The sequence below is a fragment of the Pseudomonas sp. B23(2017) genome, assembly GCF_002113725.1.
Taxonomy (GTDB): Bacteria; Pseudomonadota; Gammaproteobacteria; order Pseudomonadales; family Pseudomonadaceae; genus Aquipseudomonas; species Aquipseudomonas putida_Z.
Window position 1 is genome coordinate 452,338 of sequence record NZ_NEJM01000003.1, and the last position, 24,583, is coordinate 476,920.

Annotated in this window: 19 protein-coding genes; 9 read left to right on the plus strand and 10 right to left on the minus strand. The window is 65.1% G+C overall.

The window, feature by feature from the left end:
* Positions 1-202 precede the first annotated feature (202 nt).
* The 6 genes from CAG46_RS07835 to CAG46_RS07860 are packed head-to-tail and all read left to right on the plus strand — an operon-like array spanning position 203 to position 6,038.
* Positions 203-808, plus strand: a complete 606-nt coding sequence (locus CAG46_RS07835; protein ID WP_085592989.1) for a CDP-alcohol phosphatidyltransferase family protein — start codon at positions 203-205, stop codon at positions 806-808.
* Between the two features lie 30 nt (positions 809-838).
* Positions 839-2,593 (plus strand): bifunctional alpha/beta hydrolase/class I SAM-dependent methyltransferase, encoded by a 1,755-nt coding sequence (locus CAG46_RS07840; protein ID WP_085614359.1) that lies wholly within the window; start codon positions 839-841, stop codon positions 2,591-2,593.
* Positions 2,594-4,042 (plus strand): dual specificity protein phosphatase family protein, encoded by a 1,449-nt coding sequence (locus CAG46_RS07845; RefSeq protein WP_085614360.1) that lies wholly within the window; start codon positions 2,594-2,596, stop codon positions 4,040-4,042.
* The gene (locus CAG46_RS07850; RefSeq protein WP_085614361.1) at positions 4,039-4,470 is read left to right on the plus strand and encodes a hypothetical protein; all 432 of its coding nucleotides are present in this window, start codon (positions 4,039-4,041) and stop codon (positions 4,468-4,470) included. The genes CAG46_RS07845 and CAG46_RS07850 overlap by 4 nt, the downstream gene beginning before the upstream one ends.
* A 10-nt stretch (positions 4,471-4,480) precedes the next feature.
* Positions 4,481-5,104, plus strand: coding sequence for a lysophospholipid acyltransferase family protein (locus tag CAG46_RS07855; protein ID WP_025340660.1), 624 nt, complete (start codon positions 4,481-4,483; stop codon positions 5,102-5,104).
* Position 5,105: 1 nt separating this feature from the next.
* Positions 5,106-6,038, plus strand: a complete 933-nt coding sequence (locus tag CAG46_RS07860) for a phosphatidate cytidylyltransferase (protein ID WP_085614362.1) — start codon at positions 5,106-5,108, stop codon at positions 6,036-6,038.
* A gap of 18 nt (positions 6,039-6,056) precedes the next feature.
* On the opposite strand, the gene CAG46_RS07865 is transcribed toward CAG46_RS07860, so the two are convergent.
* Positions 6,057-6,464, minus strand: coding sequence for a type II toxin-antitoxin system HicB family antitoxin (locus CAG46_RS07865; RefSeq protein ID WP_085614363.1), 408 nt, complete (start codon positions 6,462-6,464; stop codon positions 6,057-6,059).
* A gap of 183 nt (positions 6,465-6,647) precedes the next feature.
* Complete coding sequence (locus tag CAG46_RS07870) at positions 6,648-6,923, minus strand: metal/formaldehyde-sensitive transcriptional repressor (RefSeq protein WP_075046393.1); 276 nt, start codon at positions 6,921-6,923, stop codon at positions 6,648-6,650.
* 70 nt (positions 6,924-6,993) lie between these two features.
* Here CAG46_RS07870 and dmeF point away from each other — a divergent pair, with 70 nt between their 5' ends.
* Entirely contained in the window at positions 6,994-7,935 is a 942-nt protein-coding gene (gene dmeF / locus CAG46_RS07875; protein ID WP_085614364.1) for a CDF family Co(II)/Ni(II) efflux transporter DmeF, read from the plus strand.
* A 96-nt stretch (positions 7,936-8,031) separates the two neighbouring features.
* The gene (locus CAG46_RS07880; protein ID WP_085614365.1) at positions 8,032-8,376 is read left to right on the plus strand and encodes a cupin domain-containing protein; all 345 of its coding nucleotides are present in this window, start codon (positions 8,032-8,034) and stop codon (positions 8,374-8,376) included.
* A 238-nt stretch (positions 8,377-8,614) separates the two neighbouring features.
* On the opposite strand, the gene mmsB is transcribed toward CAG46_RS07880, so the two are convergent.
* Both mmsB and CAG46_RS07890 read right to left on the minus strand, forming a co-directional pair.
* Complete coding sequence (gene mmsB, locus CAG46_RS07885; RefSeq protein WP_025340663.1) at positions 8,615-9,502, minus strand: 3-hydroxyisobutyrate dehydrogenase; 888 nt, start codon at positions 9,500-9,502, stop codon at positions 8,615-8,617.
* A gap of 28 nt (positions 9,503-9,530) precedes the next feature.
* Positions 9,531-11,057, minus strand: coding sequence for a CoA-acylating methylmalonate-semialdehyde dehydrogenase (locus CAG46_RS07890; RefSeq protein WP_085614366.1), 1,527 nt, complete (start codon positions 11,055-11,057; stop codon positions 9,531-9,533).
* 132 nt (positions 11,058-11,189) lie between these two features.
* Here CAG46_RS07890 and CAG46_RS07895 point away from each other — a divergent pair, with 132 nt between their 5' ends.
* Positions 11,190-12,140 (plus strand): LysR family transcriptional regulator, encoded by a 951-nt coding sequence (locus CAG46_RS07895; protein ID WP_025340665.1) that lies wholly within the window; start codon positions 11,190-11,192, stop codon positions 12,138-12,140.
* A 280-nt stretch (positions 12,141-12,420) separates the two neighbouring features.
* On the opposite strand, the gene CAG46_RS07905 is transcribed toward CAG46_RS07895, so the two are convergent.
* The 6 genes from CAG46_RS07905 to recC all read right to left on the minus strand — a co-directional run bounded on the left by CAG46_RS07905 (position 12,421) and on the right by recC (position 24,206).
* Positions 12,421-12,912 carry an OmpA family protein gene (locus tag CAG46_RS07905; RefSeq protein ID WP_085614367.1) on the minus strand — a complete coding sequence of 164 codons (492 nt, stop codon included), beginning with the start codon at positions 12,910-12,912 and terminating at the stop codon, positions 12,421-12,423.
* Between the two features lie 4 nt (positions 12,913-12,916).
* Entirely contained in the window at positions 12,917-14,188 is a 1,272-nt protein-coding gene (locus CAG46_RS07910; RefSeq protein WP_085614368.1) for a diguanylate cyclase domain-containing protein, read from the minus strand.
* Positions 14,185-14,751, minus strand: coding sequence for a YfiR family protein (locus CAG46_RS07915; protein ID WP_075046401.1), 567 nt, complete (start codon positions 14,749-14,751; stop codon positions 14,185-14,187). Before CAG46_RS07915 ends, CAG46_RS07910 begins: the two co-directional genes overlap by 4 nt.
* Before the next feature lie 226 nt (positions 14,752-14,977).
* Entirely contained in the window at positions 14,978-17,053 is a 2,076-nt protein-coding gene (gene recD, locus CAG46_RS07920; RefSeq protein ID WP_085614369.1) for an exodeoxyribonuclease V subunit alpha, read from the minus strand.
* Positions 17,050-20,727 carry an exodeoxyribonuclease V subunit beta gene (gene recB / locus CAG46_RS07925; protein ID WP_085614370.1) on the minus strand — a complete coding sequence of 1,226 codons (3,678 nt, stop codon included), beginning with the start codon at positions 20,725-20,727 and terminating at the stop codon, positions 17,050-17,052. The genes recD and recB overlap by 4 nt, the downstream gene beginning before the upstream one ends.
* A complete protein-coding gene (recC, locus tag CAG46_RS07930) occupies positions 20,724-24,206 on the minus strand; it encodes an exodeoxyribonuclease V subunit gamma (RefSeq protein ID WP_085614371.1) in 3,483 nt (1,160 codons plus the stop codon). Before recC ends, recB begins: the two co-directional genes overlap by 4 nt.
* Between the last annotated feature and the right edge of the window lie 377 nt (positions 24,207-24,583).

The window sequence follows — 24,583 nt, forward strand, 5'->3', positions numbered from 1 at the left end:
ACTATACCTGTGGGAGCGGGCGAGCCCGCGAAGCAGGCACCGCGATTGATGGCACGGGCTTCGCCCGTGTTCGCGGGCGGGCCCGCTCCCACAGGGTATGTGGTATCTCTCGGATGGACGCTATACCTGTGGGAGCGGGTTTACCCGCGAAGAAGGCTCACACACAATGGCGCCGTAACGACCCACCGAAAAGGACTTCCCAGTGGCATCGATCTACCAGCTCAAACCGCGCTTCCAGGCCATGCTCCGCCCTGCTGTCCAGCGCCTCTACGACCGCGGTGTCACCGCCAACCAGGTCACCGTCGCCGCCGCCCTGCTGTCAATCCTGCTGGGCCTGCTGCTGGCTGCCCTGCCCCATCTCACCTGGCTGTTCATCCTGATTCCAGTCTGGATGCTGCTGCGCATGGCACTGAACGCCGTCGACGGCATGCTCGCCCGGGAGTTCGGCCAGCAATCCACCCTCGGCGCCTACCTCAACGAACTGTGCGACGTGATCGCCGATGCCGCGCTGTACCTGCCCTTCGCCCTGCTGGCGGGTGTATCGCCAACCTTGGTCGTACTCGTGGTGCTCAGCGCCACCTTCAGCGAATACGCCGGTGTCATGGGCCCGCTGGCCGGCGCCTCACGGCGCTACGACGGCCCCATGGGCAAGAGCGACCGGGCGTTCGCCTTCGGCGTGCTGGGTACCGGTGTCGCCTTCGGCGTGCTGAACGGCGCCTGGATCAACGGCTTGTTGCTGGTCATCCTCGCACTCTCGCTCTATACCCTCTACAACCGGGTTCGCCAGGGGCTGGCCGAAACCCGCTGAGCCCACTGCCGTCGTAAAAGGATGTCGACCATGCGCCAAGCGCAAGCGCTGCACTTCTCCACCCATGACGGCGTCGAGCTGCACTACCGTCACTGGCCTGCCACCCGTAACCAACACCAACCACGCCGGGCCGTGGTGATGTTCCACCGCGGCCACGAACACGGCGGGCGCATGGCCCACCTGGCCGATGAGCTGGACATGCCGGGCTACGATTTCTTCGCCTGGGATGCCCGTGGCCACGGCCAGTCGCCGGGCGCGCGCGGCGACAGCCCGGGGTTCGCCACCAGCGTGCGCGACGTGCAGACCTTCATCGAGCACATCCAGGCCCGCCATGGCATTGCCGAACAGGACCTGGTGGTGCTGGCGCAGAGCGTCGGGGCCGTGCTGGTCGCCACCTGGGCCCACGACTACGCGCCGAAGGTGCGCTGCCTGGTGCTGGCCTCGCCAGCGTTCAAGGTCAAGCTGTACGTGCCGTTCGCCCGCCCCGGCCTGAAACTGCTGAAGGCCCTGCGCGGCAACTTCTTCGTCAACAGCTACGTAAAGCCTCGCCTGCTCACCCACGACCCCGAACGGGTCATATCGTATGTGGCCGACCCGCTGATCAGCCGGCCGATTTCGGTAACCATGCTGCTCGGCCTGTACGAAGCCGCCGACCGGGTGGTGGCGGATGCCCAGGCCATCCAGCTGCCGACCCAGCTGCTGGTGTCCGGTGCCGACTTCGTGGTCGAACGCCAGCCGCAGGAACGCTTCTTCGAACGCCTGGGCAGTGCGCGCAAGGAAATGCACATCCTGCCAGGCTTCTTCCACGACACCCTTGGCGAGCGTGATCGGGCCCATGCCTTGCGGCGTATCGAGCGGTTCGTCGAACATTGCTTCGCCAGCCCCGCCGCCCTGCCGTCACTGCTCGATGCCGACAAGACCGGCGCCAGCTGCGCCGAGGCTGAAAGCCTGGCCGCACCGCTGCCGCGCAACTCGCCCCGCGACCTTTACTGGCGTGCCACCCGTGCCGGGCTGCGCCTGGGCAAGGGGCTGTCCGAAGGTGTGAAGCTGGGTTTCGATACCGGTTTCGATTCGGGCAGTACCCTGAACTACGTGTACCGCAACCAGCCGACCGGCAAAGGCAAACTTGGCCGCCTGGTCGACCAGAACTACCTCGACGCCATCGGCTGGCGCGGCATCCGCCAGCGCAAGCTGCACGTAGAGGAACTGCTGCGCCTGGCCATCGCCCGCCTGCGCGAACAGCAGCGGCCGGTGCACATCGTCGATATCGCCGCCGGTCATGGCCGCTACATCCTCGAGGCCCTGCAGGAACTCGAACAACTGCCGGACTCGATCCTGCTGCGCGACTACAGCGAACTGAACGTGCAGCAAGGCAGCGCACTGATTGCCGAAAAGGGCCTGGCCGACATCGCCCGCTTCGTCCAGGGCGATGCCTTCGACCGCCAGAGCCTAGCCACCCTGGAACAACCACCGACCCTGGCCGTGGTCTCCGGCCTGTACGAACTGTTCGCCAGCAACCAGTTGGTAGGCAACTCGCTGGCCGGCCTGGCCGATGCGCTGGAAGATGGCGGTTACCTGGTCTACACCGGCCAGCCGTGGCACCCGCAACTGGAAATGATCGCCCGCGCCCTCACCAGCCATCGCGGCGGCGAGGCCTGGGTGATGCGCCGCCGCAGCCAGGCCGAAATGGACCAGCTGGTAGAGGCGGCGGGGTTCCGCAAGCTGGCCCAGCGCATCGATGAATGGGGCATTTTCAGCGTCAGCCTGGCACAACGGGTGCGCTGAATGAGCCCATCACGCGAGCCCGGGCTGATCCGCCGGGGCGTATTCTGGCTTCTGCTGCTGGGGCCGCTGTTTTTCCTCAGCTACGGGATGGCGAACAATCACACCGCCGGGCGCAGTGATGTCGGCAGCCTGGTGTTCGGCTGGGAAAGCCGCATGCCGTTGTGGCCGTGGACGATCATCCCGTACTGGTCGATCGACCTGCTCTACGGCTTGTCCTTCCTGCTGCCGCGTACGCGCCAGGAAATGGACCGGCACGCGCTGGCGCTGCTAACCGCGCAGCTGATCAGCGTCAGCTGCTTCCTGCTCTGGCCGCTGCGCTTCACCTTCGAGCGGCCGGAACTGGGCGGGGTGTTCGGCTGGATGTTCGATGTGCTGATGGGCTTCGACAAGCCGTTCAACCAGGCGCCTTCACTGCATATTGCCCTGCTGGTGATCATCTGGACGATGTTTGCCCGGCACGTGCAACGCCAGCCCTGGCGTTGGCTGATGCATGGCTGGATGGCACTGATCGGGGTGTCGGTGCTGACCACCTGGCAGCACCATTTCATCGACGTACCGACCGGGGCATTGGCGGGGTTCGTCTGCGTCTGGTTGTGGCCACGTCAAGGGCAACTGCCCTGGCAGCAGGTGCGCCTAGCGCGGGATGCCAAGCGTTGGCGGTTGGCGTTGTTCTATACAGTGGGTGGGCTGCTGTGCGCAGTGCCTGCCATTGCGTTGGGCGGCGCCTGGCTGTGGTTGACCTGGCCGGCCGTGTCGCTGGCCTTGGTGGCGCTGAACTATGGCGTGCTCGGTGCAGGCGGGTTTCAGAAAGGCGCCGATGGGCGCTTGTCGAATGCAGCCAGCTGGCTGCTGGCGCCGTACCTGATTGGGGCGTGGGTCAACTCGCGGTTGTGGACCTGGCGGCACCCGCAGGCGGATGAAGTGTGTGATGGTGTCTACCTTGGGCGGATTCCTGGGTGTGCCGCGCATTTCGCTGCGGTGGTCGATTTGTGCGCAGAGCTACCGTGTCATGTTCAGGACAGCGCGGACAATTGTAAGAGCGGCCTTGTGTCGCGAAAGGGCTGCGAAGCGGCCCCAGCAATATCTGCTGCGAAGCTGAAAATCTGGGGCCGCTTCGCAGCCCTTTCGCGACACAAGGCCGCTCCTACACAGGTCGCGTCCGCCGTTGGCTACGCATGTTTTCCTACCCTGGACCTGATCGCCCCGGAAAGCCCTTTGCTGCACCAGGCCGCCATCGCCATCGAACGCCTGCGCTCCCAAGGCCCGGTGCTGGTCTGTTGCGCCCTGGGCTATTCGCGCAGTGCCAGCGCCGTGGCCGCCTGGCTGGTGCTCACGGGCCGCTGCACTGATGCTCGCCAGGCCGAGGCGCTGATCCGCAAGGCCCGCCCCGGCGTGGTCCTGCACAGCGCACACCGCCAGGCCTTGCAACACCTAGGGACACAACCATGACGCTGTACGTGGTGGCCAGCCTGCTGGGCCGTGGCAAACAACTGGAACGCCTGTCGGACGGCCTCACCCTGCTGGCCCTGGCCTACGGCCTGGCGCCCTTGCTGGGTGCCCAGTTGCAACCGCTGGCCAGCCTGCTGTGCATTGTGCTGCTGGTACTAGGCGTGCTGCACAAGTACTGGGCCATCCGTGTGGCCATCGATGCCCAACTGTTCGCCCACCTCGCCGCCAGCCGCGACCTGGCGGCGGACACCCAGGCCCTGGACCATGCCCTGTGCGAGCTGAAACTCAAACCGCAGGCCACCGATTCCCGCGCCTGGCCTGCACGCAGCCAGGCCGCGCTGGCCCTGTTACGCCGCCAGGCAGTATGCCTGGGCCTGCAGCTGTCGCTGGCCTTGGCTACCCTGCTGACACTGCCTTTGAAGGGATGACTACCGATCCATGCTCGCCAACCTGACCGCCTACCTCATCACTTCCGCCGCCCGCCTGATCACCGGCGCCCGCGCCCTGTGGCTGGGCTGCACGCCGCTGCCGGTGCAACGCCTGTATTTCGCCAACCACAGCAGCCATGGCGACTTCGTACTGCTGTGGGCCTCGCTGCCGCAACCGCTGCGCAAGCGTACCCGTCCGGTAGCCGGTGCCGACTACTGGGCCAAGCCAGGCATTCGCGACTTTCTCATCCGCAAGGTCTTCAATGGTGTGCTGATCAACCGGCAACACAGCGCCGGCCAGGGCAGCCCGTTGCAGCCGATCCTCGAAGCCGTGGCCCAGGGCGACTCGCTGATCTTCTTCCCGGAGGGCACTCGCAATCTCGGCGACGAGCCGCTGATGCCGTTCAGGAGCGGGCTGTACCACCTGGCAGCAGCCAACCCCGAAGTCGAACTGGTGCCGGTATGGATCGCCAACCTCAACCGGGTGATGCCCAAGGGTCGTGCCTTGCCATTGCCGTTGTTGTGCACATTGAGCTTTGGCGAGCCGCTGCACCTGCAGGCGGATGAAAGCAAGCAAGCCTTTCTCGAGCGGGCCAGCCAGGCCCTGCTGAACCTGGCCCCCAAGGATGCCTGAGATGGACGACAACACCCTTTCCCTGTTCGCCGGCATCGGCGCCCTGCTGCTGCTCGCCAGCGTGATCGGCCGCCTGCTCAAATGGCGCGCCGGCCCGGCACCGCACGCGGTGATCGACAACCTCAACGCCCGCATCAACGCCTGGTGGGTGATGGTACTGGTGATCGGCATCGCCTTCCTGTTCGGCAAGTACGGCGTGATCGTGCTGTTCTACGGCGTATCGTTCTATGCCTTGCGCGAGTTCATGACGCTCACCCCGACCCGGCGCAGCGACTACCCGGCACTGGTGGCGGCGTTCTATGTGGCGCTGCCGGTGCAGTACGTGCTGATCGCCATGGACTGGTACGGGTTGTTCAGCATCTTCATCCCGGTGTACCTGTTCCTGTTGCTGCCGATCCTGGCCAGCTTCGGCGGCGACACCACGCGCTTTCTCGAGCGCGCCTCGAAGGTGCAGTGGGGGCTGATGATCGCGGTGTACTGCGTGTCGTCGGTACCGGCATTGATGACCCTGGACATCCCGGGTTACGAGGGCCGCAACTTGCTGCTGATTGCCTGGCTGATCCTGGTGGTGCAGATCAGCGACGTGCTGCAGTACGTGTGCGGCAAGCTGTTCGGCAAGCACAAGGTAGCGCCCAACCTGTCGCCATCCAAGACCGTCGAAGGCCTGGCCGGCGGCTTGGCACTGGCCACCCTGATCGGCGCCCTGCTGTGCTGGATCACCCCGTTCACCTTCTGGCAGGCCGCACTCATGGCGCTGGCGGTGAACGCCATGGGCTTCTTCGGCGGGCTGGTGATGTCGGCGATCAAGCGCGACCGTGGGGTGAAGGACTGGGGGCACATGATCGAAGGCCACGGCGGCATGCTCGACCGCATGGATTCGGTGTGCTTTGCCGCGCCGGTGTTCTTCCACTTTGTGCGGTATTGGTGGGCGTAGCGAAAGTGAGCGTACCGATCAGTGCGAAAGGGCCAACTCTCGCAGTGCAGCCGACGCCAGAAAACCGGAGCGGGACGCATAGCGATGATCACGCTTCACTTTTTCGTCGATTCGTTGAAGCAGGTTTTCCGGCAGCGTTGCATTGAAGCGAACCGCCTTGCCCAGGTACGGGGTGACATCAAAATCCACAACGGCCCAGACCCCACCTTCATAGTCAGGGTTCGCCACATGGACATCGACTTCCTGTGCCTGCGGCAACGCCTCGTTATCTGCGACCAACCCTTCAAAATGCAGTGCCAGCGCTTCCTGAACATTCTCCAGTGCTTTTGTAACAGTGGCACCGGCGCTGAAGCAACCGGGCACATCAGGTACGGTCACGCCGTAGTCCGAGTCGGCGTCTTTGTGCAATACGACCGGGAATTTCATTGACTACCTCCGTTGACATACACACCGAATTGACCAGAACAAAGCGCACTACACACTATGCACACGCGTCGCGACTAGCGGACAGATTGGATGGCAAAGTAAGAACATGCCTTCTGACACGTAGGAAATCAGCAAGTACCTTCGGGTACCAATACCCCCTAGGGTATCGGTGCCGCCGGTCTGCTACTTGAGATACGACCGCAGCAACGTCGCCACCTTGTCCGCCTCCTCCTGCCGCTCCTCGGCACTCAGCCCGTCCGCCACCAGGTGTTCGCGGATATGCCCTTCCATCACTTCGGCCATCAGCCCGTTCACCGCACCGCGCACGGCGGCGATCTGCTGCAGTATCGCCAGGCAGTCCTTGTCCTGCTCCAGCGCGGTCTCCAGGGCGGCGGCCTGGCCTTTGATCTTGCGCACCCGGGTCAGCAGCTGCTTTTTGCTCTTCAGGGTATGTGCCATTGGGTTTCACACCATGCTAGGTATACTGGGGTATAGTATAGTTCTCGACGTTCCGGGAGCATGATAAACCATGGCGACACAAACCTCAGACCGCTGGCAGCACAGCCACCAGTTCCATACCAGCAACCTGGGCGCCGAGCGCAAGACGCGCCTGGCCGTGTGGCTGACCGCGGTGATGATGGTGGCGGAAATTACCGGGGGCTGGTTCTTCAATTCCATGGCGTTGCTGGCCGACGGCTGGCACATGAGCTCCCACGCCCTGGCCCTGGGCCTGTCGCTGCTGGCCTATGCCGCCGCGCGGCGTTATGCCGGCGACCGGCGCTTTGCCTTCGGCACCTGGAAGATCGAGATTCTCGGTGGCTACTCCAGCGCCCTGCTGTTGCTGGGCGTGGCCGGGCTGATGGCATTCCAGTCGGTGGAGCGCCTGCTGGCACCGGGGCCGATCCACTATGACGAGGCGATCTTCATCGCCGCCGTGGGCCTGGCCGTCAACCTGATCTGCGCCTGGCTGCTGCGTGACGACCATCACCATCACGATCATCATCACCATGGCCACGACCATCATCATGACCATGGCCACCATCACCACGACCTGAACCTGCGCTCGGCCTACCTGCATGTGATGGCCGACGCCGCGACTTCGGTGCTGGCTATCGTCGCCCTGCTGGCCGGCAAGTACTGGGGCGCCGGCTGGCTCGACCCGGTCATGGGCCTGGTCGGTGCGCTGCTGGTGGCGCTGTGGGCCCGCGGGCTGCTGCGCGATACCGGGCGGGTGCTGCTGGATGCGGAGATGGACGCGCCGGTAGTGGAAGAAATCCGCGAGGTGGTCGCGCAGCTGCCGGTGCCGGCGAGCATCACCGACCTGCACGTGTGGCGCGTGGGCAAGGACCAGTACGCCTGCATTCTCGGCCTGGCCGCCCGGGCCGAACTCAGCGCCGACAGCGTGCGCCAGGCCCTGGGCGTACACGAGGAACTGGCGCACATCACCGTCGAGGTCAACCGCCTGGCATAGCGCGACCAGACAGCTGGACGTCGAGCCCAGGCAACTGCGGCTCGGCCGATGGCCCTATGGTGACGAGTCATTCAGCCAGTCACCAGGAGTTGTGCCATGTCCGATTTCATCACCGTCCTGCGCGAAACCTGCCCGACGCCGGTCGTGGACGCCACCAAGTGGAAGCGCATCGGCGGCGATCCGCACACCGTCAACCTCAACGCCTATCTGTCGGCCGACGGCAGCAAGATCATGGGCACCTGGATCTGCACCCCGGGCAAGTTCGAGGTCAACTACGAGAAGTGGGAGTTCTGCCACTTCCTCGAAGGCTACTGCATCATCACCCCGGAAGGCGAAGAGCCGAAGCACCTGAAAGCGGGTGATGTGTTCGTGATCGAACCGGGGATGAAAGGCACCTGGGAAGTGGTCGAGACCGTGCGCAAGTATTTCGTCTTTGCCTGACTTGTAAACTTTACCGGCCCTATCGCCGGCAAGCCGGGCTCCCACAGTAACTGAATTCGCAAGCGGTCCGCTCCCACAGAGTCCCTGCCGACGCAATGAGTTATGTGTAGTTCTATGAGAGCCCGGCTTGCCGGCGACTGGGCCGGGACAGGCAAAAAAATCGCGGATCAGACGCCCTTCCCTCTGGTGCGCAGTTACAGAGGGAAGGCCGCCTGGCCCGCGATGAAGTCCTCGCTCGTCAATCTTTCTTGCGGTAACCCTCGACGATCGCCGAGAAGTCCTTGCCACCCTCGCCGCGCAGGCTCATGGCCTGGTACAGCTGCTGGGCCACGGCCCCCAGGATCACCGGTTGATGCGCCTGGCGTGCAGCCTCGGTGGCCAGCCCCAGGTCCTTGAGCATCAGCTCGGCGCCAAAGCCACCGGTATAGCCACGCGATGCCGGCGCGGTTTCGATGATGCCCGGCCACGGGTTGTAGGTGTCCGAGCTCCAGCAACGCCCGGTCGAACTGTTGATGATGCCGGCCAGCACCTTGGTGTCGATGCCCAGCGCATTGCCCAGGGCCATGGCCTCGGACACGCCGATCATCGAGATGCCCAGCAGCAGGTTGTTGCAGATCTTGGCGATCTGCCCTGTGCCCACTTCACCGCAGTGCACGATGTTGCGGCCCATTTGCTCCAGTACCGGCTTGAGGGTGGCAAACAGCTCGGTGCTGGCACCGACCATGAAGGTCAGGGTGCCTGCCGCCGCGCCGCCGGTGCCACCGGACACCGGTGCATCGCCCATGTCCACGCCCTTGGCCGCTGCGGCCTTGGACACATCACGCGCAGTCTGCGGGTCGATGGTGCTGCAATCCACGGTCGGCGTGCCGGGGCGAATGCCGGCCAGCACGCCGTCTTCGTTCAGGTACACGCTGCGCACATGGGCAGCAGCCGGCAGCATGGTGATCACCAGCTCGCTGTTGGCCGCCGCGTCCTTTGGCGAAGGGCTGATCTGCCCGCCCAGTTCTGCCAGCTCGGCCAGCACGGCCTTGTTCAGGTCGAACAGGTTGAGTTGGTGCCCGGCCTTGATCAGGTTGCGGGCCATGGGTGCGCCCATGTTGCCGAGCCCGATGAATGCGATACGCATGACTCTCTCCTTAGCGCAGGCTGATGGCTTAGCGCAGGCTGATGGTGGTGTTCACACCGTCGTTGACGCTGTCATCATCGAACCAGCGGGCGGTGACGGTCTTGGTCTGAGTGTAGAACTGCACCACTTGCTTGCCGTACGGGCCGAGGTCGCCGAGCTTGGAGCCACGCGAGCCGGTGAAGCTGAAGAACGGTACCGGGACCGGGATCGGGATGTTGATGCCGACCTGGCCGATGTCGATTTCGCTCTGGAACTTGCGCGCTGCCGCGCCGCTCTGGGTGAACAGGCCAGTGCCGTTGCCGAACGGGTTGGCGTTGACCAGGGCGATGGCCTCGTCGAGGGTATCGACTTCCAGGGTCACCAGCACGGGGCCGAAGATTTCCTGGGTGTAAACCTGCATGTCGGTCTTCACGCCCGAAAACAGGGTCGGGCCGATGAAGTTGCCTTGCTCGTAGCCCGGCACCGTGACGTCACGGCCGTCGAGTTCCAGCTTGGCGCCTTCCTTGATGCCACTTTCGATCAGGCCCAGCACACGCTCCTTGGCGCGCTTGGAAACCACCGGGCCGACATCGGTGCCAGGCTCGCAACCGGCATTGACCTTGAGCTTGCTGGCCGCGTCCTTGATATCCGGCAGCCATTCGCGGGCCTTGCCCACCAACACCGCCACCGAGGTGGCCATGCAGCGTTGGCCTGCTGCACCGAAGGCGGCGCCGACCAGGGCGTTGACGGTTTGCGTGCGGTTGGCATCGGGCAGCACCACCGCGTGGTTCTTCGCGCCCATCATCGACTGCACGCGCTTGCCGTGCTGGCTGCCCAGGTTGTACACGTGGGTACCCACTTCGGTGGAGCCGACGAAGGAAATCGCCTTGATGTCCTGGTGGGTGCAAATGGCATCCACCACTTGCTTGCCGCCATGCACCACGTTGAGCACGCCAGCCGGTATGCCGGCTTCCAGCGCCAGTTCGACCAGCAGCATGGTAGACAGCGGGTCTTGCTCGGACGGTTTGAGCACGAAGGTGTTGCCGCAGACGATGGCCATCGGGAACATCCACAGCGGGATCATCGCCGGGAAGTTGAACGGTGTGATGCCGGCGCATACGCCGATCGGCTGGCGCAGGGTATAGGTATCGACGCCGCCGGCAACGTTCTCGGCGAATTCGCCCATCTGCAGGGTGCCGATGGAGGCGGCGTGCTCGACCACTTCCAGGCCGCGGAAGATATCGCCTTCGGCGTCGGCCAGGGTCTTGCCCTGCTCGGCACTGAGGACTTGGGCGATGCGTTTGGTGTTTTCGCGGATCAGCGCCTGCAGCTTGAGCATGATGCGCATGCGCGCACCGATCGGCGTGTTACGCCATGTCTGGAAGGCACGTTGGGCAGCGGCCACGGCCGCGTCGACTTCTTCGACGGTGGCGAACGGTACGCGCGCCAGCACCTCTTGGGTGGCCGGGTTGACGATGTCGCGCCATTCGGTGGTCGTGGACTCGACCCATTGGCCGTCGATCAGCAGCTTGACCTGCTCGATTTTGGTCTGGGTAGGGGATTGCGGTGCGTTCATCTGCGTTCTCCTTGGAATTATTGTCGGGACGAGATCGCCAGCGCCGTGCAAACGCGAGGTGGCGTCCTGAGGCTTGTTTCGAGTATAGATGTGCAAACATCCAACAAGAACGCACAAAAAAACCGGATCATCATGCAAAAAGACCTCACATCCCTGAGCGCGCTCAACTGGGACGACCTGAAGTTCTTCCTTGAAGTGGCGCGTACGCGCAAGGCCAGCAGCGCCGCCAAGCGCCTGAGCGTGGACTACACCACGGTGTCGCGGCGCATCAGCTCGCTGGAGGGGGCGCTGGGCACCTTGCTGTTCGAGAAATCCCGGACCAACGGCTTTGTCCTCACCGCCGAGGGCCAGCGCCTGCTGGGTTATGCCGAGTCGATCGAGAGCACACTGCACATGGCTTGCGAGCAGGTGTCCGGCTCGGGTGTGGCGTTGTCGGGGCATGTGCGCATGGGCTGCACCGAAGGCTTCGGCAGCTTCTTCGTCACCCCGCAGCTAAGCCACTTCGTCGATGCCTACCCGGCGATTTCGGTGGATATCCTGCCGCTGCCGCACTTCATCAGCCTGTCCAAGCGCGAGGCAGACATCGTCATCGCCCTGGAGCGGCCGGAGCATGGGCCTTATGTGTGCTGCAAGCTGTGCGACTACCGCTTGCGGCTGTACGCGACCCAGGGCTACCTGGACAGCCATGCACCGATCAACCAGATCGCGGACCTGGCCAGGCACCCGTTCATCAGCTACGTGGACGACCTGGCGTTCAGTTCGGAGCTGCTGTACCTGGCCAACCTGATCCCCAGCGCCAGCGCGCATTTGCGCAGTACCAGCGTGATTGCGCAGTACACGGCAGCGTTACAGGGGCGTGGGCTGGCGATCTTGCCGTGCTTCCTTGCGGCGCAGGACCCGCGGCTGGTGACGGTGTTGCCGGAGGAGATCGAGGTGACACGGCAGTTCTGGATGTATTGCCGGGAGGATTTGAGGAAGTTGAAGCGGATTACGCTGCTCTGGGATTACATTCGCGGGGTGACGGAGGCGAATGCACCGTTGTTGATGGGGGAGACCCGAGAGATGCGGTTTGCTCAGGAATAAGGGGGCTGCGTTGCAGCCCATCGCCGGCAAGCCAGCTCCCACGGGTGCAGCGTTGATCTCGAGGTTATCGCCGTACCTGTAGGAGCGGCCTTGTGTCGCGAAAGGGCTGCAGAGCAGCCCCGGCAATTTGTGCATCTGCGCTGAAACCCCGGGGGTAACACACATAATGTGGGAGCGGGTTTACCCGCGAAGCAGACAACTCGGTGCATGGCACCGGCTTCGCCGGTGTTCGCGGGTGAACCCGCTCCCACAGGGATATCTGATAGCCCGTATGCTGTGGTCAGTAGGAAGCCACCACGATGGACACACGGCGGTTCTCGGTACGCCCGGCGCTGGTGCGGTTGTTCGCCACCGGCTGGCTGCTGCCCAGCCCGCGGGACTGGATGTTCTGCGCCGGCATGCCTACCCCGACCAGCGCCCTGGCCACGCTCTGCGCGCGGCGCTCGGACAGCTGCTGGTTATACGCCGCCTTGCCGGACGAGTCGGCATGCCCATCCACCCGCACGCCCTGGATGCCAACGCCGAGCAGCGCCTTGCCAATGCGTTCGACAATCGCCTGGCTCTGGCTGTTGAGGCTGTCCAGGTCGCTGCCGAACAGCACCTTGCCGGACAAATCGTAGGCCCAGCCTTCGTCGGTCGGGGTAAAGCCTTCACGCTTGAGCACGGCAATCTGCTCGGCGGTCAGGCCTTTGGGCGGAGCGCTCTGGCAGCCGGTCAGCACCAGCACGGCGAGCAACAAGGCCCAAAGGGGGAAACGCAAAGCCTGTATCACGGGTTCAACTCCTGTTCTTGATTTCGCTGGCGGACCGTTCCGTCTGCGCCACTTGCCAATGACCACGGCGTTTGCGCTTGGCCTGGTACATCGCCGCATCGGCGGCATTCAGGAGACTGGCGGGGTCGGCGCCGTCATCCGGGTAATAGGCAATACCGACACTCAACGAGGTGGCGATACTGCGGCCACTGTCCAGCTGCACCGGCAACTTCATGCTGGCAACGATCTTCTCGGCAATGTGCTCGGCGTCCTGGCGCGAATGCAAAGGCGTCAGCAGCACGGCGAACTCGTCGCCACCCAAACGCGCCACTAGGTCGTGCTCGCGCAGTTGGGCACGCACGCGGTCGGCCACGCTGATCAGCACTTCGTCGCCCACCGCATGGCCGAGGGTGTCGTTGATCTGCTTGAAGTGGTCGCTGTCGAGAAACAGCAGCGCCAGGTGATCTTGCTGCCGTTCTGCATTGCGCACGCTGCGGCTCAGGCGCCCCTCGAAGAAGGCGCGGTTGGGCAGGCCGGTCAGGCTGTCGTGGCTGGCCTGGTGCGCCAGGGTCTGGTTTTCGGTCTGCAGGTGGCTTTGCCACACCTCCAGTTCGTCCAGCAGGGCGTTGAAGTCATTGCCCAGTTCGTTGAGCTCGGCAATCGGCGCTTCCGGCACGCGCCGGTCAAAACTGCGCTCGCGGCGGGCGGCGTGGGCGACACTGGCCAAGCCACGCAGCGGGCGGACGATATCGCTGAGCAGACGCCGCGACAGGTATTGGGCAGCCAGGGCGCTGAGCACCGTGCAGAACAGGATGCCGGCCAGCCCGCTGAACAAGAACAGCAACAGGCTTCGCCCCTGGCCAACCAGCTCGATGCGCCCGACCTGCTGTTGCTGGTGCGTGATCGGCAGGTTGATCGGCTCATCCAGCAAGGCGGTGGCCACCTGCGCCTCCAGCCGCGCGAGCACGCCGGTATCGCTGCGCTGCCAATGCGCCAGCTGCTCGCCTTCGTTGTTGAAGACCCTGGCTTCGGCCACTTCCTCGGTACTGGCAATCAGCGCCAGCGATTCATTGGCCGCAGCGCTGTCGTCAAACACCACCGCCGCTTCCACGGTGTAGCTGATCGAGCGGGCGATCAGGTGCAGGTTGTCGTTGGCGTAGACACGCAGGGCGAGCACGCCCAGCAGGGTCAGGGATATGCCGGCCAGGCCCACGGCGAGCAAGGCGACGCTGAGATGGCCACGGCCCAGCACCGAGCGCAGGGTCGGGCGCACGCCGCGCTTGCGGGTTGGTTTCATGGTTGCACCGCCCGGCGCCGCGACAATTGCAGCACGCTGGGGTGAATGCGCACGCCGGAGCGTGCCACCGAGTCCAGGTTGACTTCAAAGGCGACCTGCTGGTCGCTGACCCGCAAGCAGAACAGGCTGCCGACCGTGCACGGGTCGTCCGCTTCGCTGATGCTCAGCACCGGGTGGCCACTGACGCGCTCGAACAGCCGGTCGCGTTGGCCTTGGTCGAGTTTGCCGATGTAGATGGCGTCGCAGGCCTGGGCGACCTGGCTATCGTCTGCCAGCAGCCGCCGCACTTGCAGCGGTCGGCCGGACTCCTGCACATGGCCTTTGATCAGGTCATCGGCGTATTCGGTCGGGCCGACCAGGCACAGGCGCAAGGGCGAGGGTTCGACGGGCCAGCGGGCGTAACTGAAGATGCCCAGCACCACCTGGGTGACGGCCTTGGCACGTTGCTGTGCCTGGGCGGCAGTTATGGCGGGGTCTGCCTGGGCCGGGCCTGCGGAAAGGAACAGGGCGGCCAGCAATAGCGAAAGCACACAGCTCGTCACTCGCCTTGCGGCCACTTTCATGTGGGAAATCTCTTAAGGTCCTTTCCGATATCGGCGCAACGATAGCACATGGCCGCATGCTTGTATGAAAGCCGCGGAGGCATTTACGTTCCCTGTAGGAGCGGCCTTGTGTCGCGAATGGGCTGCATAGCAGCCCCTCGATATCTACTGCGCTGCTGAGATCCGGGGGCCGCTTTGCGGCCCTTTCGCGACACAAGGCCGCTCCTACAGAGGACTGCGTCCGGTGTCAGATCTGCTCCAGCATCAACCCGGAAATTCGCCGTACCTTGCGCGCCACTGCCTCTTCGAAAATACCCTGGCGGGGCTCGACCAGGCTGAAGCAGTGCTTGGCGCGGGTGATGCCGGTGTATACCAGCTCCTTGGTCAGCACCGGGTTGAGCGCATCCGGCAGCACCAGCGCGGTGTGGCTGAACTCCGAGCCCTGGGACTTGTGCACGGTCATGGCGAATACCGTTTCCACTTCGTTCAGCCGGCTGGGCAGGACGAAGCGCACACCGCCGCTGCCGTCGTTACGCGGGAAGGCCACGCGCAGCAGGGCTTCGCCGCGCTCGTCCGGCAGGCGCAGGGCGATGCCGATGTCACCGTTCATCAGGCCCAGGCCGTAATCGTTGCGGGTTACCAGCACCGGGCGCCCTTCGTACCAGGGCTGCTGGCTGTCGATCAGCCCGGCATTGTGCAGCACCCGCGCCACCCGCTCGTTGAGGCCTTCGACACCCCAGGCGCCGCGGCGTACCGCGCACAGCAGCTGGAAGTCCTCGAAGCTGTGCAGCACCTTGCCCGCCCATTGCTCCCACGCGGGGTCGTCAACGGCGGTATCGAGTGCCGGGCGGAAGCGGCCCAGGGTGCGCAGGTAGCTGCGATAACCCTGCGGGCCGTCGCTGCCGCGGTTCAGGCCGTCGAGCAGCAGGCGGTCGAAGGCGCGGTCCTGTTCGTGCTTCAGGGCCAGGCTGTACACATCGGGCGGCGGCGTGGCCAGCAGGTTGCGCGCCGCATGGGCGTCCTGGCGGTTGACCAGCCGGGCCAGTTGGCCAATGCCGCTACCTTCGCCGAAACGCCGCGAGAAGCGCAGCATCACCACCTGCTGGGCCAACGGGTTGCGTTGCTCATCGCCGGCCTTGAGGCCGCTGCCCGCCAGCGACTCGCCACCGGTCTGCTCCAGCCATGCCTCGGTCGCCGGCGAGTAACAGCCCTCCTCGGCATCCCGGCACAGGTCACCCAGTACCGCACCGGCTTCGACCGAGGCCAGCTGGTCCTTGTCGCCCAGCAGTACCAGACGTGCCCGTGGCGGCAGGGCATCGAGCAGGTTGGCCATCATTTCCAGGTCGATCATCGACGCTTCGTCGACCACCAGCACATCCAACGGCAGCGGGTTGCCGGCATGGTGGCGGAAGTGCCGCGAACCGGGGCGGCTGCCGAGCAGGCGGTGCACGGTGCTGACCTCGGTGGGGATCTGCCCGCGCACCTCGGTGCTGACCTGCAGGCGCTCGACCTGTTGCCCAATGGATTCGGTCAGGCGCGCGGCCGCCTTGCCTGTCGGCGCGGCCAGGCGAATGCGCAATGGCCTGCCCTGCTCTACCGCCGGCGCCTGCAGCAAGGCCAGCAGGCGCACCACGGTAGTCGTCTTACCCGTGCCGGGGCCGCCGGTGATGATGCTGAAGCCTGCGCGGGTGGCCAGGGCGCAGGCGAGCTTCTGCCAGTCCACCTGGCCTGCCGGCGCACCACCGTCGAACAGTTGCGCCAGACGGCCAGGCAGATCGGCAGGAGGCGCTTCGGCCTGGGTCAGGCGCTGGCGAAGGGTATGGTCGATGCGCCGCTCGTAACTCCAGTAACGGCGCAGGTACAAACGCTCGCCGCTGAGCACCAGAGGCCGCGCTTGCTGGCCCGGGGTATCTCCGGCGGCCACCAGCGGGCTGGTGGCAATGCGCTGGCGCCAGGCGTGCAGGTCGAGATTGGCCAGCAACTGCGAGGGCAGCAGCAAGGGGCCGGTCAAGGCGTCACCTTCAGGCGGCAACGACAGGGCGAAATCGGGCTCGGCCAGCGTTTGCTGCAGGTCGAGGCAGACATGGCCGTGGCCCAGTTGGTGGCTGGCCAGGGCGGCGGCCAGCAACAGCAGGGGGTCGCTACCGGGGGCTCGCTCCTCCAGGAACGATACGAACGCACGGTCCAGGGCACGCAGCCAACCCCGCTCTACCCAGCGGTCGAGCAGTTGCAACAGGTCACCGCTGTCATGCTGCGGCGCCAGTGCGAGCAGGTGCTCGGCGTGCAGCGGGGTGGGCAACAGGTCGACGAGGCTTCGGCTCATATCACGGCTCCGGCAAACAGGTCCTGCTGTACGGGCGGATGCTCACCACGGAACAGCGCATCGAGGCTTTCGATCAGCTCACGCGGTGGCTTGGCGTGGTAAACGCCGTGGCCGCTGCTGCTGGCACCTCGCAGGAAGATGAACAGGGCGCCGCCGACATGGCGGTCGTAGTCGTAGTCAGGCAGGCGGGCGCGCAACTGGCGATGCAGGGCCAGCAGGTACAGCACGTACTGCAGGTCGTAGCGATGCTCGAGGATGGCCTTTTCCATGGCCTGGGCATCGTAGGCCTGGATATCCGGGCCCAGCCAGTTGGACTTGTAGTCGGTCACGTAGTAACGCCCGTCCAGCTCGAAGGCCAGGTCGATGAAACCTTTGAACATGCCATTGAGCACGGTCGGCTGCGCCGCCGGGCGTGCCAGGCCGGGGTGGGTGTGGCGTGCCACCAGGCGGTCGAGTTGTTCGGCATCGACCTGGTGGCTGGCGAACCAGAACTCCATTTCGATCTGGTAGTGGCGCAGCTGCCCGAGCGTCACACCGAGGTCGTTGCCCGGCAACGGCAGCGCTTCGCCCAGCATGCGCTGCAGCCAGTGCGTCAGGGTGGGGATCCAGCCGGTCCAGTCGCGACGGTTGCAGCGCTGGCCAACGGTTCGCTCGATCAGCCGTGCATTGCCGCTGACCTGGCTGAAGCCCTCGCGGCCAACCCATTCCAGCAAGCCATGCAGGAAGGTGCCGGGGTTGGGCCCGCGCGGGAAGCGGTGAATATCGCCACTGTCGGCCGGGACCTCGCGCAGCACCTGGGTATCGACCACTTCATCATCCAGTAACTGCTGGGCCTGGGAGCTGTCGGCACCGAGGGTCTGGTCGCCGACACGCAGGGCACTGTACGAGGCAATCCACCAATGCTCGGCGCCCGCCGCGCGGCGCGGCTTGCGGGCAGGTAGCAGCTCATGCTCGGCGTGCGGCATGCGATACACCTGCTCGTCTGCCGGCGGCAGGCTCGGGCAAGAGATGTGCGGGCAGGTCTTGGCCAAGGCCTGCAACCAGTCCGTCAGTTGCTGCGAGCCCGGCAGGGCGAGGCCGCCACCCAGCAGGTAGCCGAACGCCGAGCGGTGCAGTTGCGAGCTCTTCTGGTTGCCCCGCTTGAGGTCGGCGACACCCAGCCAGCAGGCATGCTGGGCGCGGGTCAGGGCCACATAGAGCAGGCGCAGGTCTTCGGCCAGGCGCTCGTCGTCGGCGCGCTCGATCTGTTCCTGGTCTGGTGTGAGGGTGAGATGGGCGTTGCCCTGGCTATCATGCCAGGCCAGCGGCAGGCGGCTGCCGTCCACTGGTTTGCTGGTGCAGATGAACGGCAGGTAGACCAAGGGGTATTCCAGGCCCTTGGATTTGTGGATGGTCACCACTTTCACCAACTGCTCGTCACTCTCCAGGCGCAGGATCTGCTCTTCACCAGCCTGGCCGGAACTGGCCAGGTGCTCGGCCAGGTGGCGGATCAGCGCCTGTTCGCCGTCCAGTTCGCCGGCAGCCTGTTGCAACAGCTCGGCCAGGTGCAGCAGGTTGGTCAGCACCCGCTCGCCATCGCTGCGGCGGATCAGCGTGCGCGGCAGCTGGAAGTCATGCAGCAGGTGCCGCAGCATCGGCAATACGCCCTGGCGCTGCCAGGTGTCGCGGTAACGGCGAAAACGCATGACCCAGTCTTCCCAGACCCGCTCGTCCTGGTTCATGCGGTCCAGCGCAGCCAGCGACAGATCGAGGGTAAGGCTGGCCAGGGCGGCCTTGAGCAGGCGCTCCGAGTCGGGTTCGGCGCAAGCCTTTAGCCAGGCCAACAGGTCGTGGGCTTCCTGGGCGGCGAATACCGAGTCCTTGTCGGACAGGTACACACTACGCACCTCGCGCGCGGCAAGCTCGGCGCGGACCATCTGCGCTTCATGGCCATCGCGCACCAGGATGGCGATGTCCGATGGCAGGCACGGGCGCAGTTCGCCCTCGGCATTCTGGAAACCAGCCGTGCCTTGCTGGCCGCCATTGAGCAAGGCGACGATATGGCTGGCGCAACTGGCTGCCAGCTGCTGCCGGTAAACGCTGCCGGAGACCGGCTCTTCGCTTTCCAGATGCCAGCATTGAAGGGCTGCGCAGGCTTCACCGTCGATCAACAGCTGCTCGCCACGGCCTTTGGCGCGGACCTCGACGAACGGCAGCGGGTTGTCATCGGCCTCGCGGAACAGGAATGCGCCACGCCCTGCCTCACGCGCCTCGGCCTGCAGGAACACCTGGTTGACCGCCGCGACCATGGCCTTGCTGGAGCGGTAGTTGGTGTCCAGGCTGTGCAGGCGACCACTCGTGGCACGGCGGGCGGCAAGGTAGGTGTAGATGTCGGCGCCACGGAAGGCATAGATCGCCTGCTTGGGGTCGCCGATCATGAACAGGCCGGTTTCGGCGCGGTTTTCGCTGATCTGGTAGATGCGCTCGAAGATGCCGTACTGCACCGGGTCGGTGTCCTGGAACTCGTCGATCAACGCCACCGGGAACTGTTCGCGGATCAGGCTGGCCAAGCGCTCGCCGGCCTCGCTGGCAAGGGCGTGCTGCAGGCGCAGGAGCATGTCGTCGAAGCCCATTTCCGCACGCCGACGCTTCTCCACTTCGAAGCGTGCCGATACCCAGTTGGCGGCATGCTCGAGCAATGGGGCATCCGGGCTGTCCAGGGCTTGGAGCTGTTGCTGCAAGCCCTGCATGGCATTGAGGGCCGGGTGCTCGGGTGGCTCGCCCTTCCAGGCTTCGGCCATGCCCGCCGGGGTCAGGCGGGTAAAGCCGGTGCCCAAGTCGAGCTCCACCAGTTGTTCGTCTGCCGCCCAGGCGCAGAGCTTGTCGAACCAGGGTTCGAAGTAACGGGCCTGCATCTTGCGGCCATCGACCTGTTTGGCGGCCAGTGCATCACGGCAGATCTGGCGCAACTCCTCGGCCCATTGCGCCCAAGGCGCCTTGAGCCGGGCCAACTGCTCGCCACGCTGCTGCAGCGATGCCTGGATCAGTGCCGACGGCTCGGGCCCGTCGTGCTGGGCGCGCACGCGACCGAACAGCGGCCGGATCCGCGGCAGCAAGGCGTCGGGGCTGCCCCAATGGCCACGCACCCAGGCCAGCGCGTCGCCTTGCATGCCGTAGCAGAAGCGCCGCCAGTAGTCGCGCATGACCTGGCCCAGCAGTTCGCTGTGGTCGGTTTCCAGGGTCTGGGTGAACAGGCTGCCGCTGTCGAAGGCATGTTCGCGCAGCATGCGCTGGCACCAACCGTGGATGGTCGATACCGCGGCCTCGTCCATCCACTGCACGGCGATTTCCAGGCGCCCGGCACAGCGTGGCCAGGTTTCTTCCGGGTAATCGTCACGCAGCTGATGCAGCAGCGGGTCGGCCGCCTCCAGCTCGCCACGGAAGAACCGCGCAGCTTCGGCCAGGCGGGCGCGGATACGTTCGCGCAGCTCTTTGGTGGCGGCGTCGGTGAAGGTCACCACGAGGATCTGCGGTGGTAGCAGCTCGCGGTCGAAGCCCTGCTCGCCACCGTGACCGAGGATCAGGCGCAGGTACAGCGCCGAAATGGTGAAGGTCTTGCCCGTGCCGGCGCTGGCCTCGATCAGCTGGCTGCCGTGCAGGGGGAAACTCAGTGCCAGGGGACGGTCCTGGGTCATGCGCCTTTCTCCGGGTTGCCCAGGGTCTGCCACGGGGCGTTGAACAATGGGCGGTACAAGGCTTCGCACCAGCCTTCGAAGGTTTCATCAGCGGTGAGCGCGGCAAAGTCGCGGAACTGCCGGGCCAGGGCGATGCTTTCACTGCGCTCGCCGAAGCTGGTGCGCTCGTCGCCTTCGTAGGCGCGGGCAGCAGCAGCCAGGGCTTTGTCGCTATCGTCCTGGGCCAGCCAGGCGAACGCGGTCTTGGCAGCGACCGGCAACGGCGCATTCATCGCCGCCTGACGGGCTACCAGCAGGTCGCCCAGCAATTGCGCCGCCTGCGCTTGCGGCAGTGGCGCAAGCAGCAGGGTCAGGTCACTGGCCACCAGCGCGCTGTTATAGGGGTAGCCCGCCGCGCAGGCCGCCAGGTGCGTGACCCAGGGCGCGATCAGGCGGTGCCACTTGAGGGCGTTACGCCCGGCACTGATGGTGTTGGGTACGGTGGTGATGCTGAGCAGGCTCTGGTCATCCGCCTGGAACACCCGCCCCAGCCAGCCTTCGAGGCGATGCTGGCCGTGCTCGAAATGCACTGGCAATGCCCCCTCGACCAACTGCGGCCAGCGTTGCAATAGCTGGCGGTGGCGTTGCAGCAGGTCTGGCAGGGGCTCGATCAGCTCGCGCTGCAGCAGTTCGCCAAAGCCGGCCAGTGGCAGCACGCCACAGGCCTGCAAACGCCGGGCCTGCGCCTGCAGGGCCTGTTCGGCATTGTCCGGCTCGGCCAGCGCTGCACCCAGCAGGCTTTCACTGGCGCCGTACCGTTGCAGGGTATCGAGGACGAAGGGTTCCTCGTCCGGGGTCGGTGCTTCCAGCGCTTCGAAGTACACCTTCAGACGCTGGCTGAAGAAATGCCGCACCGGGTGGCGCAGGAAGTCATTCAGCTGGGTCAGGCTCAAGGCCTCATCGTCATGGTATGGCGGCAGGCCGGGGTCAGCCTGCTGGTCCTCCTGGCCCTGCTGGTGCAACACCTGCCATTCGTGGGCAAAGCTGAACAGCGGGCTGCCCTTCTGGAAGTAGCGTGGGCTGAACGGTTGCAGCGGGTGCTCCTGGGTCAGTGCGTGCAGCAGTTGCTCGCCCGGTTCTGCTGGCTGCCCCTGCTCCGCGCCTGCCAGCTGCCAGCCGGCTGCAAGGTGATCGCGCAACTGGCCGATCAGTACCGAGGCCGGGCGTTCGCTGTTGTCGCGGATGCTGCGCCCGACCCAGCTGACATACAGTTGGTCGCGGGCCGACAACAATGCTTCGAGCAGCAGGTAGCGGTCATCCTCACGGCGCGAGCGGTCACCGGGGCGGTAGTCGCTGGCCATCAGGTCGAAGTCCAGCGGCTGCTGGGCGCGGGGGTAATCGCCATCGTTCATGCCCAGCAGGCAGACCACCCGGAACGGGATGGCGCGCATCGGCATGAGGGTACAGAAGTTCACCGAGCCAGCGAGGAAGCGCTGGGACAACTTGCCCTGGTCGAGGCCCGACAGCCAGGCTTCGCGCACTACGGTCAGCGGCAATGGATCTTGCAGGCCGACGGCCTCGCACACTTCAAGCCAGCTATCACGCAGATCCTGCAACTGCATCAGCAGGAACTCGTCGTGCTCGCCCTCGGCCAGGAAAAACACTTGCAGCAAGGCATGCAGGCGCTCGCCCCACTGGCTGACAGTGGCAGGCTCGGACAAGGCCTGGCCGGCCACTTCGAGGGCGTCCAGCAAGGCGACCAGCGGGCCGATCAGTGCCGCATCCAGGCCACCGATTTCATCGTAGGGTTCGATGCCGTCACAGGCCTCACCCACGCCGACGGCATAACCCAGCAGCATGCGCCGCAGGCCGAACCGCCAGCTGTTCTGTTCCAGCCCGGCGGGCAAGCCCAGGCTGGCCCGCTGCTCGGCATTGAGGCCCCAGCGGATGCCAGCCCCCTCGATCCAGCGGTGCAGCGTGGGCAGGTCGTTTTCGCGTATGCCGAAACGGGCGCGGACTGCTGGCACATCCAGCAGGTCGAGCACTTCGCTGACCGCGAAGCGGCTGTCCGGCAGCTTGAGCAGGTGTTCGAGGGCAATCAGCAAGGGTTCGCGGCCACGCTGGCCCTGGTCGGTCAGGGTGAACGGGATGTAGCGCGGATCGTTGCGCTGCAACTGGCCGAATACCGCGCGAATATGCGGCGCATAGGTATCGATGGCCGGCAGCATGACGATCACGTCACGTGGGCGCAGGGTTGGGTCGGCGCTGAACCGGGCCAGTAACTGATCGTGAAGGATCTCCACCTCACGTTGCGGGCTGTGGGCGATGTGGAAGCGAATCGAGCGGTCCTTCGCCGGGTCGACTGGATGCCACTGCTCGCGGGTTTCTGCGAGCGGACGCAGTTCGAGGATGTCGTCCTGCAACTGATTGAGCAGCGTGGTGGGCGAGCCGTCACTGAACAGGTCGATGCGACCGTCGCTGAACACGCCCTGGTAACTGCCGGGGTCATCGTAGCTGTCGAGCAGGTTGATGTAGTCGCGGCCTTGTTTGCCCCAGGCGGCCAGCAAAGGGTGGGCATGCTGGTGCAGCGACTGGTCGTCCAGTTGCAAGGGCATGCCCTGCTTGCGTTGCTGGCGCTTGTACTGGTGGCGCAGCAGGTCCTTGTCGGCAACGATATCGGCCCAGTGATGGCGGCAGGGGTTGTGCACGCACAGCAGCACCTGGCTAAAGCGTGCCAGGCCGGCCAGTGCCTCGAGGGCCTGGGCTGGCAGCGAGGAGATACCGAATACGATCACCCGGGCCGGCAGACCGGCAGGAGCCTGCTCCAGGATGTTGATACGTTCGATGAAGCGTTGATGTACGCCGGCACGGCTCTGCGCCATGCCCTGCTCGCCAACATCCTCCAGCAATGCACGCCACAACTCGGCCTGCCAGCGGTTGCCCGGGGGCAGCGCCTTGCGCTCACCGCGAGCGGTGTTGAGGATGTGCTCGCCAGCGGCCCAGTCCTTGAGCCAGTCGGCGCGGTAGACCTGATACTGGTCGAACAGGTCGGCCAGGCGCTCGGCGAGCTGATAGCGCTTGCGCAGGTCGCTGTCGTCGGTGAGGAAGCGTCGCAACGGCTCGAAATGCGGGCGTTCGATCAAGGCCGGGAGCAGACGCATCAGACGCCAGGTCAGCGGTGCCTTGTCGAGCAGGGAGACTTCGGGAATTTCGTCACGGCCCAGCACGCTGCGGTACAGCTGCCACATGAAGCTGCCTGGCAGTTGCACGTCGATGGCGGCGGCAATGCCACAACCACCCTGGTCATCGTCCTGAGGGTCTTCGGCAAGGGCCAGTTTGAGCCATTGGGCGATGCCATTGCTCTGCACCAGGGCGATTTCGTTTTCCAGAGGTGCCAAGGGATAGCGACGCATCCAGCTCACCACCAGGCTGCGCAGGTCGTCGAGGCGGTTGCCGTGGACGATCATGAAGCCGGGTTGGAGGTGAGTGGTATTGGGCATCGGGAGGTCTCTGGCTGGCGCTGGGGATGAGGGGAAACGATATCACGTAGGTACCATACGGAGAGTATGGCGCAGTGCCATTAGCCGATTGACAAGGCATCGGTGGAACCCTGTTAACGGCCTTGCGCCGTCCCTGTGGGAGCGGCTTTAGCCACGAAGCAAGCGACGCGGTGGATGGCACCGGCTATGCCGGTGTTCGCGGGTGAACCCGCTCCCACAGAGGAGGGTTGTGCAGGCCTGTTTTTTTTGCCAGAAAGACAAAACCCCTACCTGCATGTGCAGATAGGGGTTTTGCGAAATGAATCTTGACGATGACCTACTCTCACATGGGGAAACCCCACACTACCATCGGCGATGCATCGTTTCACTGCTGAGTT

Excerpts from the sequence above, each read along its gene's own strand:
- CAG46_RS07840 (WP_085614359.1), top strand. The coding sequence starts at position 839 with ATGCGCCAAGCGCAAGCGCTGCACTTCTCCACCCATGACGGCGTCGAG.
- CAG46_RS07845 (WP_085614360.1), top strand. The coding sequence starts at position 2,594 with ATGAGCCCATCACGCGAGCCCGGGCTGATCCGCCGGGGCGTATTCTGG.
- CAG46_RS07850 (WP_085614361.1), top strand. The coding sequence starts at position 4,039 with ATGACGCTGTACGTGGTGGCCAGCCTGCTGGGCCGTGGCAAACAACTG.
- CAG46_RS07855 (WP_025340660.1), top strand. The coding sequence starts at position 4,481 with ATGCTCGCCAACCTGACCGCCTACCTCATCACTTCCGCCGCCCGCCTG.
- CAG46_RS07860 (WP_085614362.1), top strand. The coding sequence starts at position 5,106 with ATGGACGACAACACCCTTTCCCTGTTCGCCGGCATCGGCGCCCTGCTG.
- CAG46_RS07865 (WP_085614363.1), bottom strand. The coding sequence starts at position 6,464 with ATGAAATTCCCGGTCGTATTGCACAAAGACGCCGACTCGGACTACGGC.
- CAG46_RS07870 (WP_075046393.1), bottom strand. The coding sequence starts at position 6,923 with ATGGCACATACCCTGAAGAGCAAAAAGCAGCTGCTGACCCGGGTGCGC.
- dmeF (WP_085614364.1), top strand. The coding sequence starts at position 6,994 with ATGGCGACACAAACCTCAGACCGCTGGCAGCACAGCCACCAGTTCCAT.
- CAG46_RS07880 (WP_085614365.1), top strand. The coding sequence starts at position 8,032 with ATGTCCGATTTCATCACCGTCCTGCGCGAAACCTGCCCGACGCCGGTC.
- mmsB (WP_025340663.1), bottom strand. The coding sequence starts at position 9,502 with ATGCGTATCGCATTCATCGGGCTCGGCAACATGGGCGCACCCATGGCC.
- CAG46_RS07890 (WP_085614366.1), bottom strand. The coding sequence starts at position 11,057 with ATGAACGCACCGCAATCCCCTACCCAGACCAAAATCGAGCAGGTCAAG.
- CAG46_RS07895 (WP_025340665.1), top strand. The coding sequence starts at position 11,190 with ATGCAAAAAGACCTCACATCCCTGAGCGCGCTCAACTGGGACGACCTG.
- CAG46_RS07910 (WP_085614368.1), bottom strand. The coding sequence starts at position 14,188 with ATGAAACCAACCCGCAAGCGCGGCGTGCGCCCGACCCTGCGCTCGGTG.
- CAG46_RS07915 (WP_075046401.1), bottom strand. The coding sequence starts at position 14,751 with ATGAAAGTGGCCGCAAGGCGAGTGACGAGCTGTGTGCTTTCGCTATTG.
- recD (WP_085614369.1), bottom strand. The coding sequence starts at position 17,053 with ATGAGCCGAAGCCTCGTCGACCTGTTGCCCACCCCGCTGCACGCCGAG.
- recB (WP_085614370.1), bottom strand. The coding sequence starts at position 20,727 with ATGACCCAGGACCGTCCCCTGGCACTGAGTTTCCCCCTGCACGGCAGC.
- recC (WP_085614371.1), bottom strand. The coding sequence starts at position 24,206 with ATGCCCAATACCACTCACCTCCAACCCGGCTTCATGATCGTCCACGGC.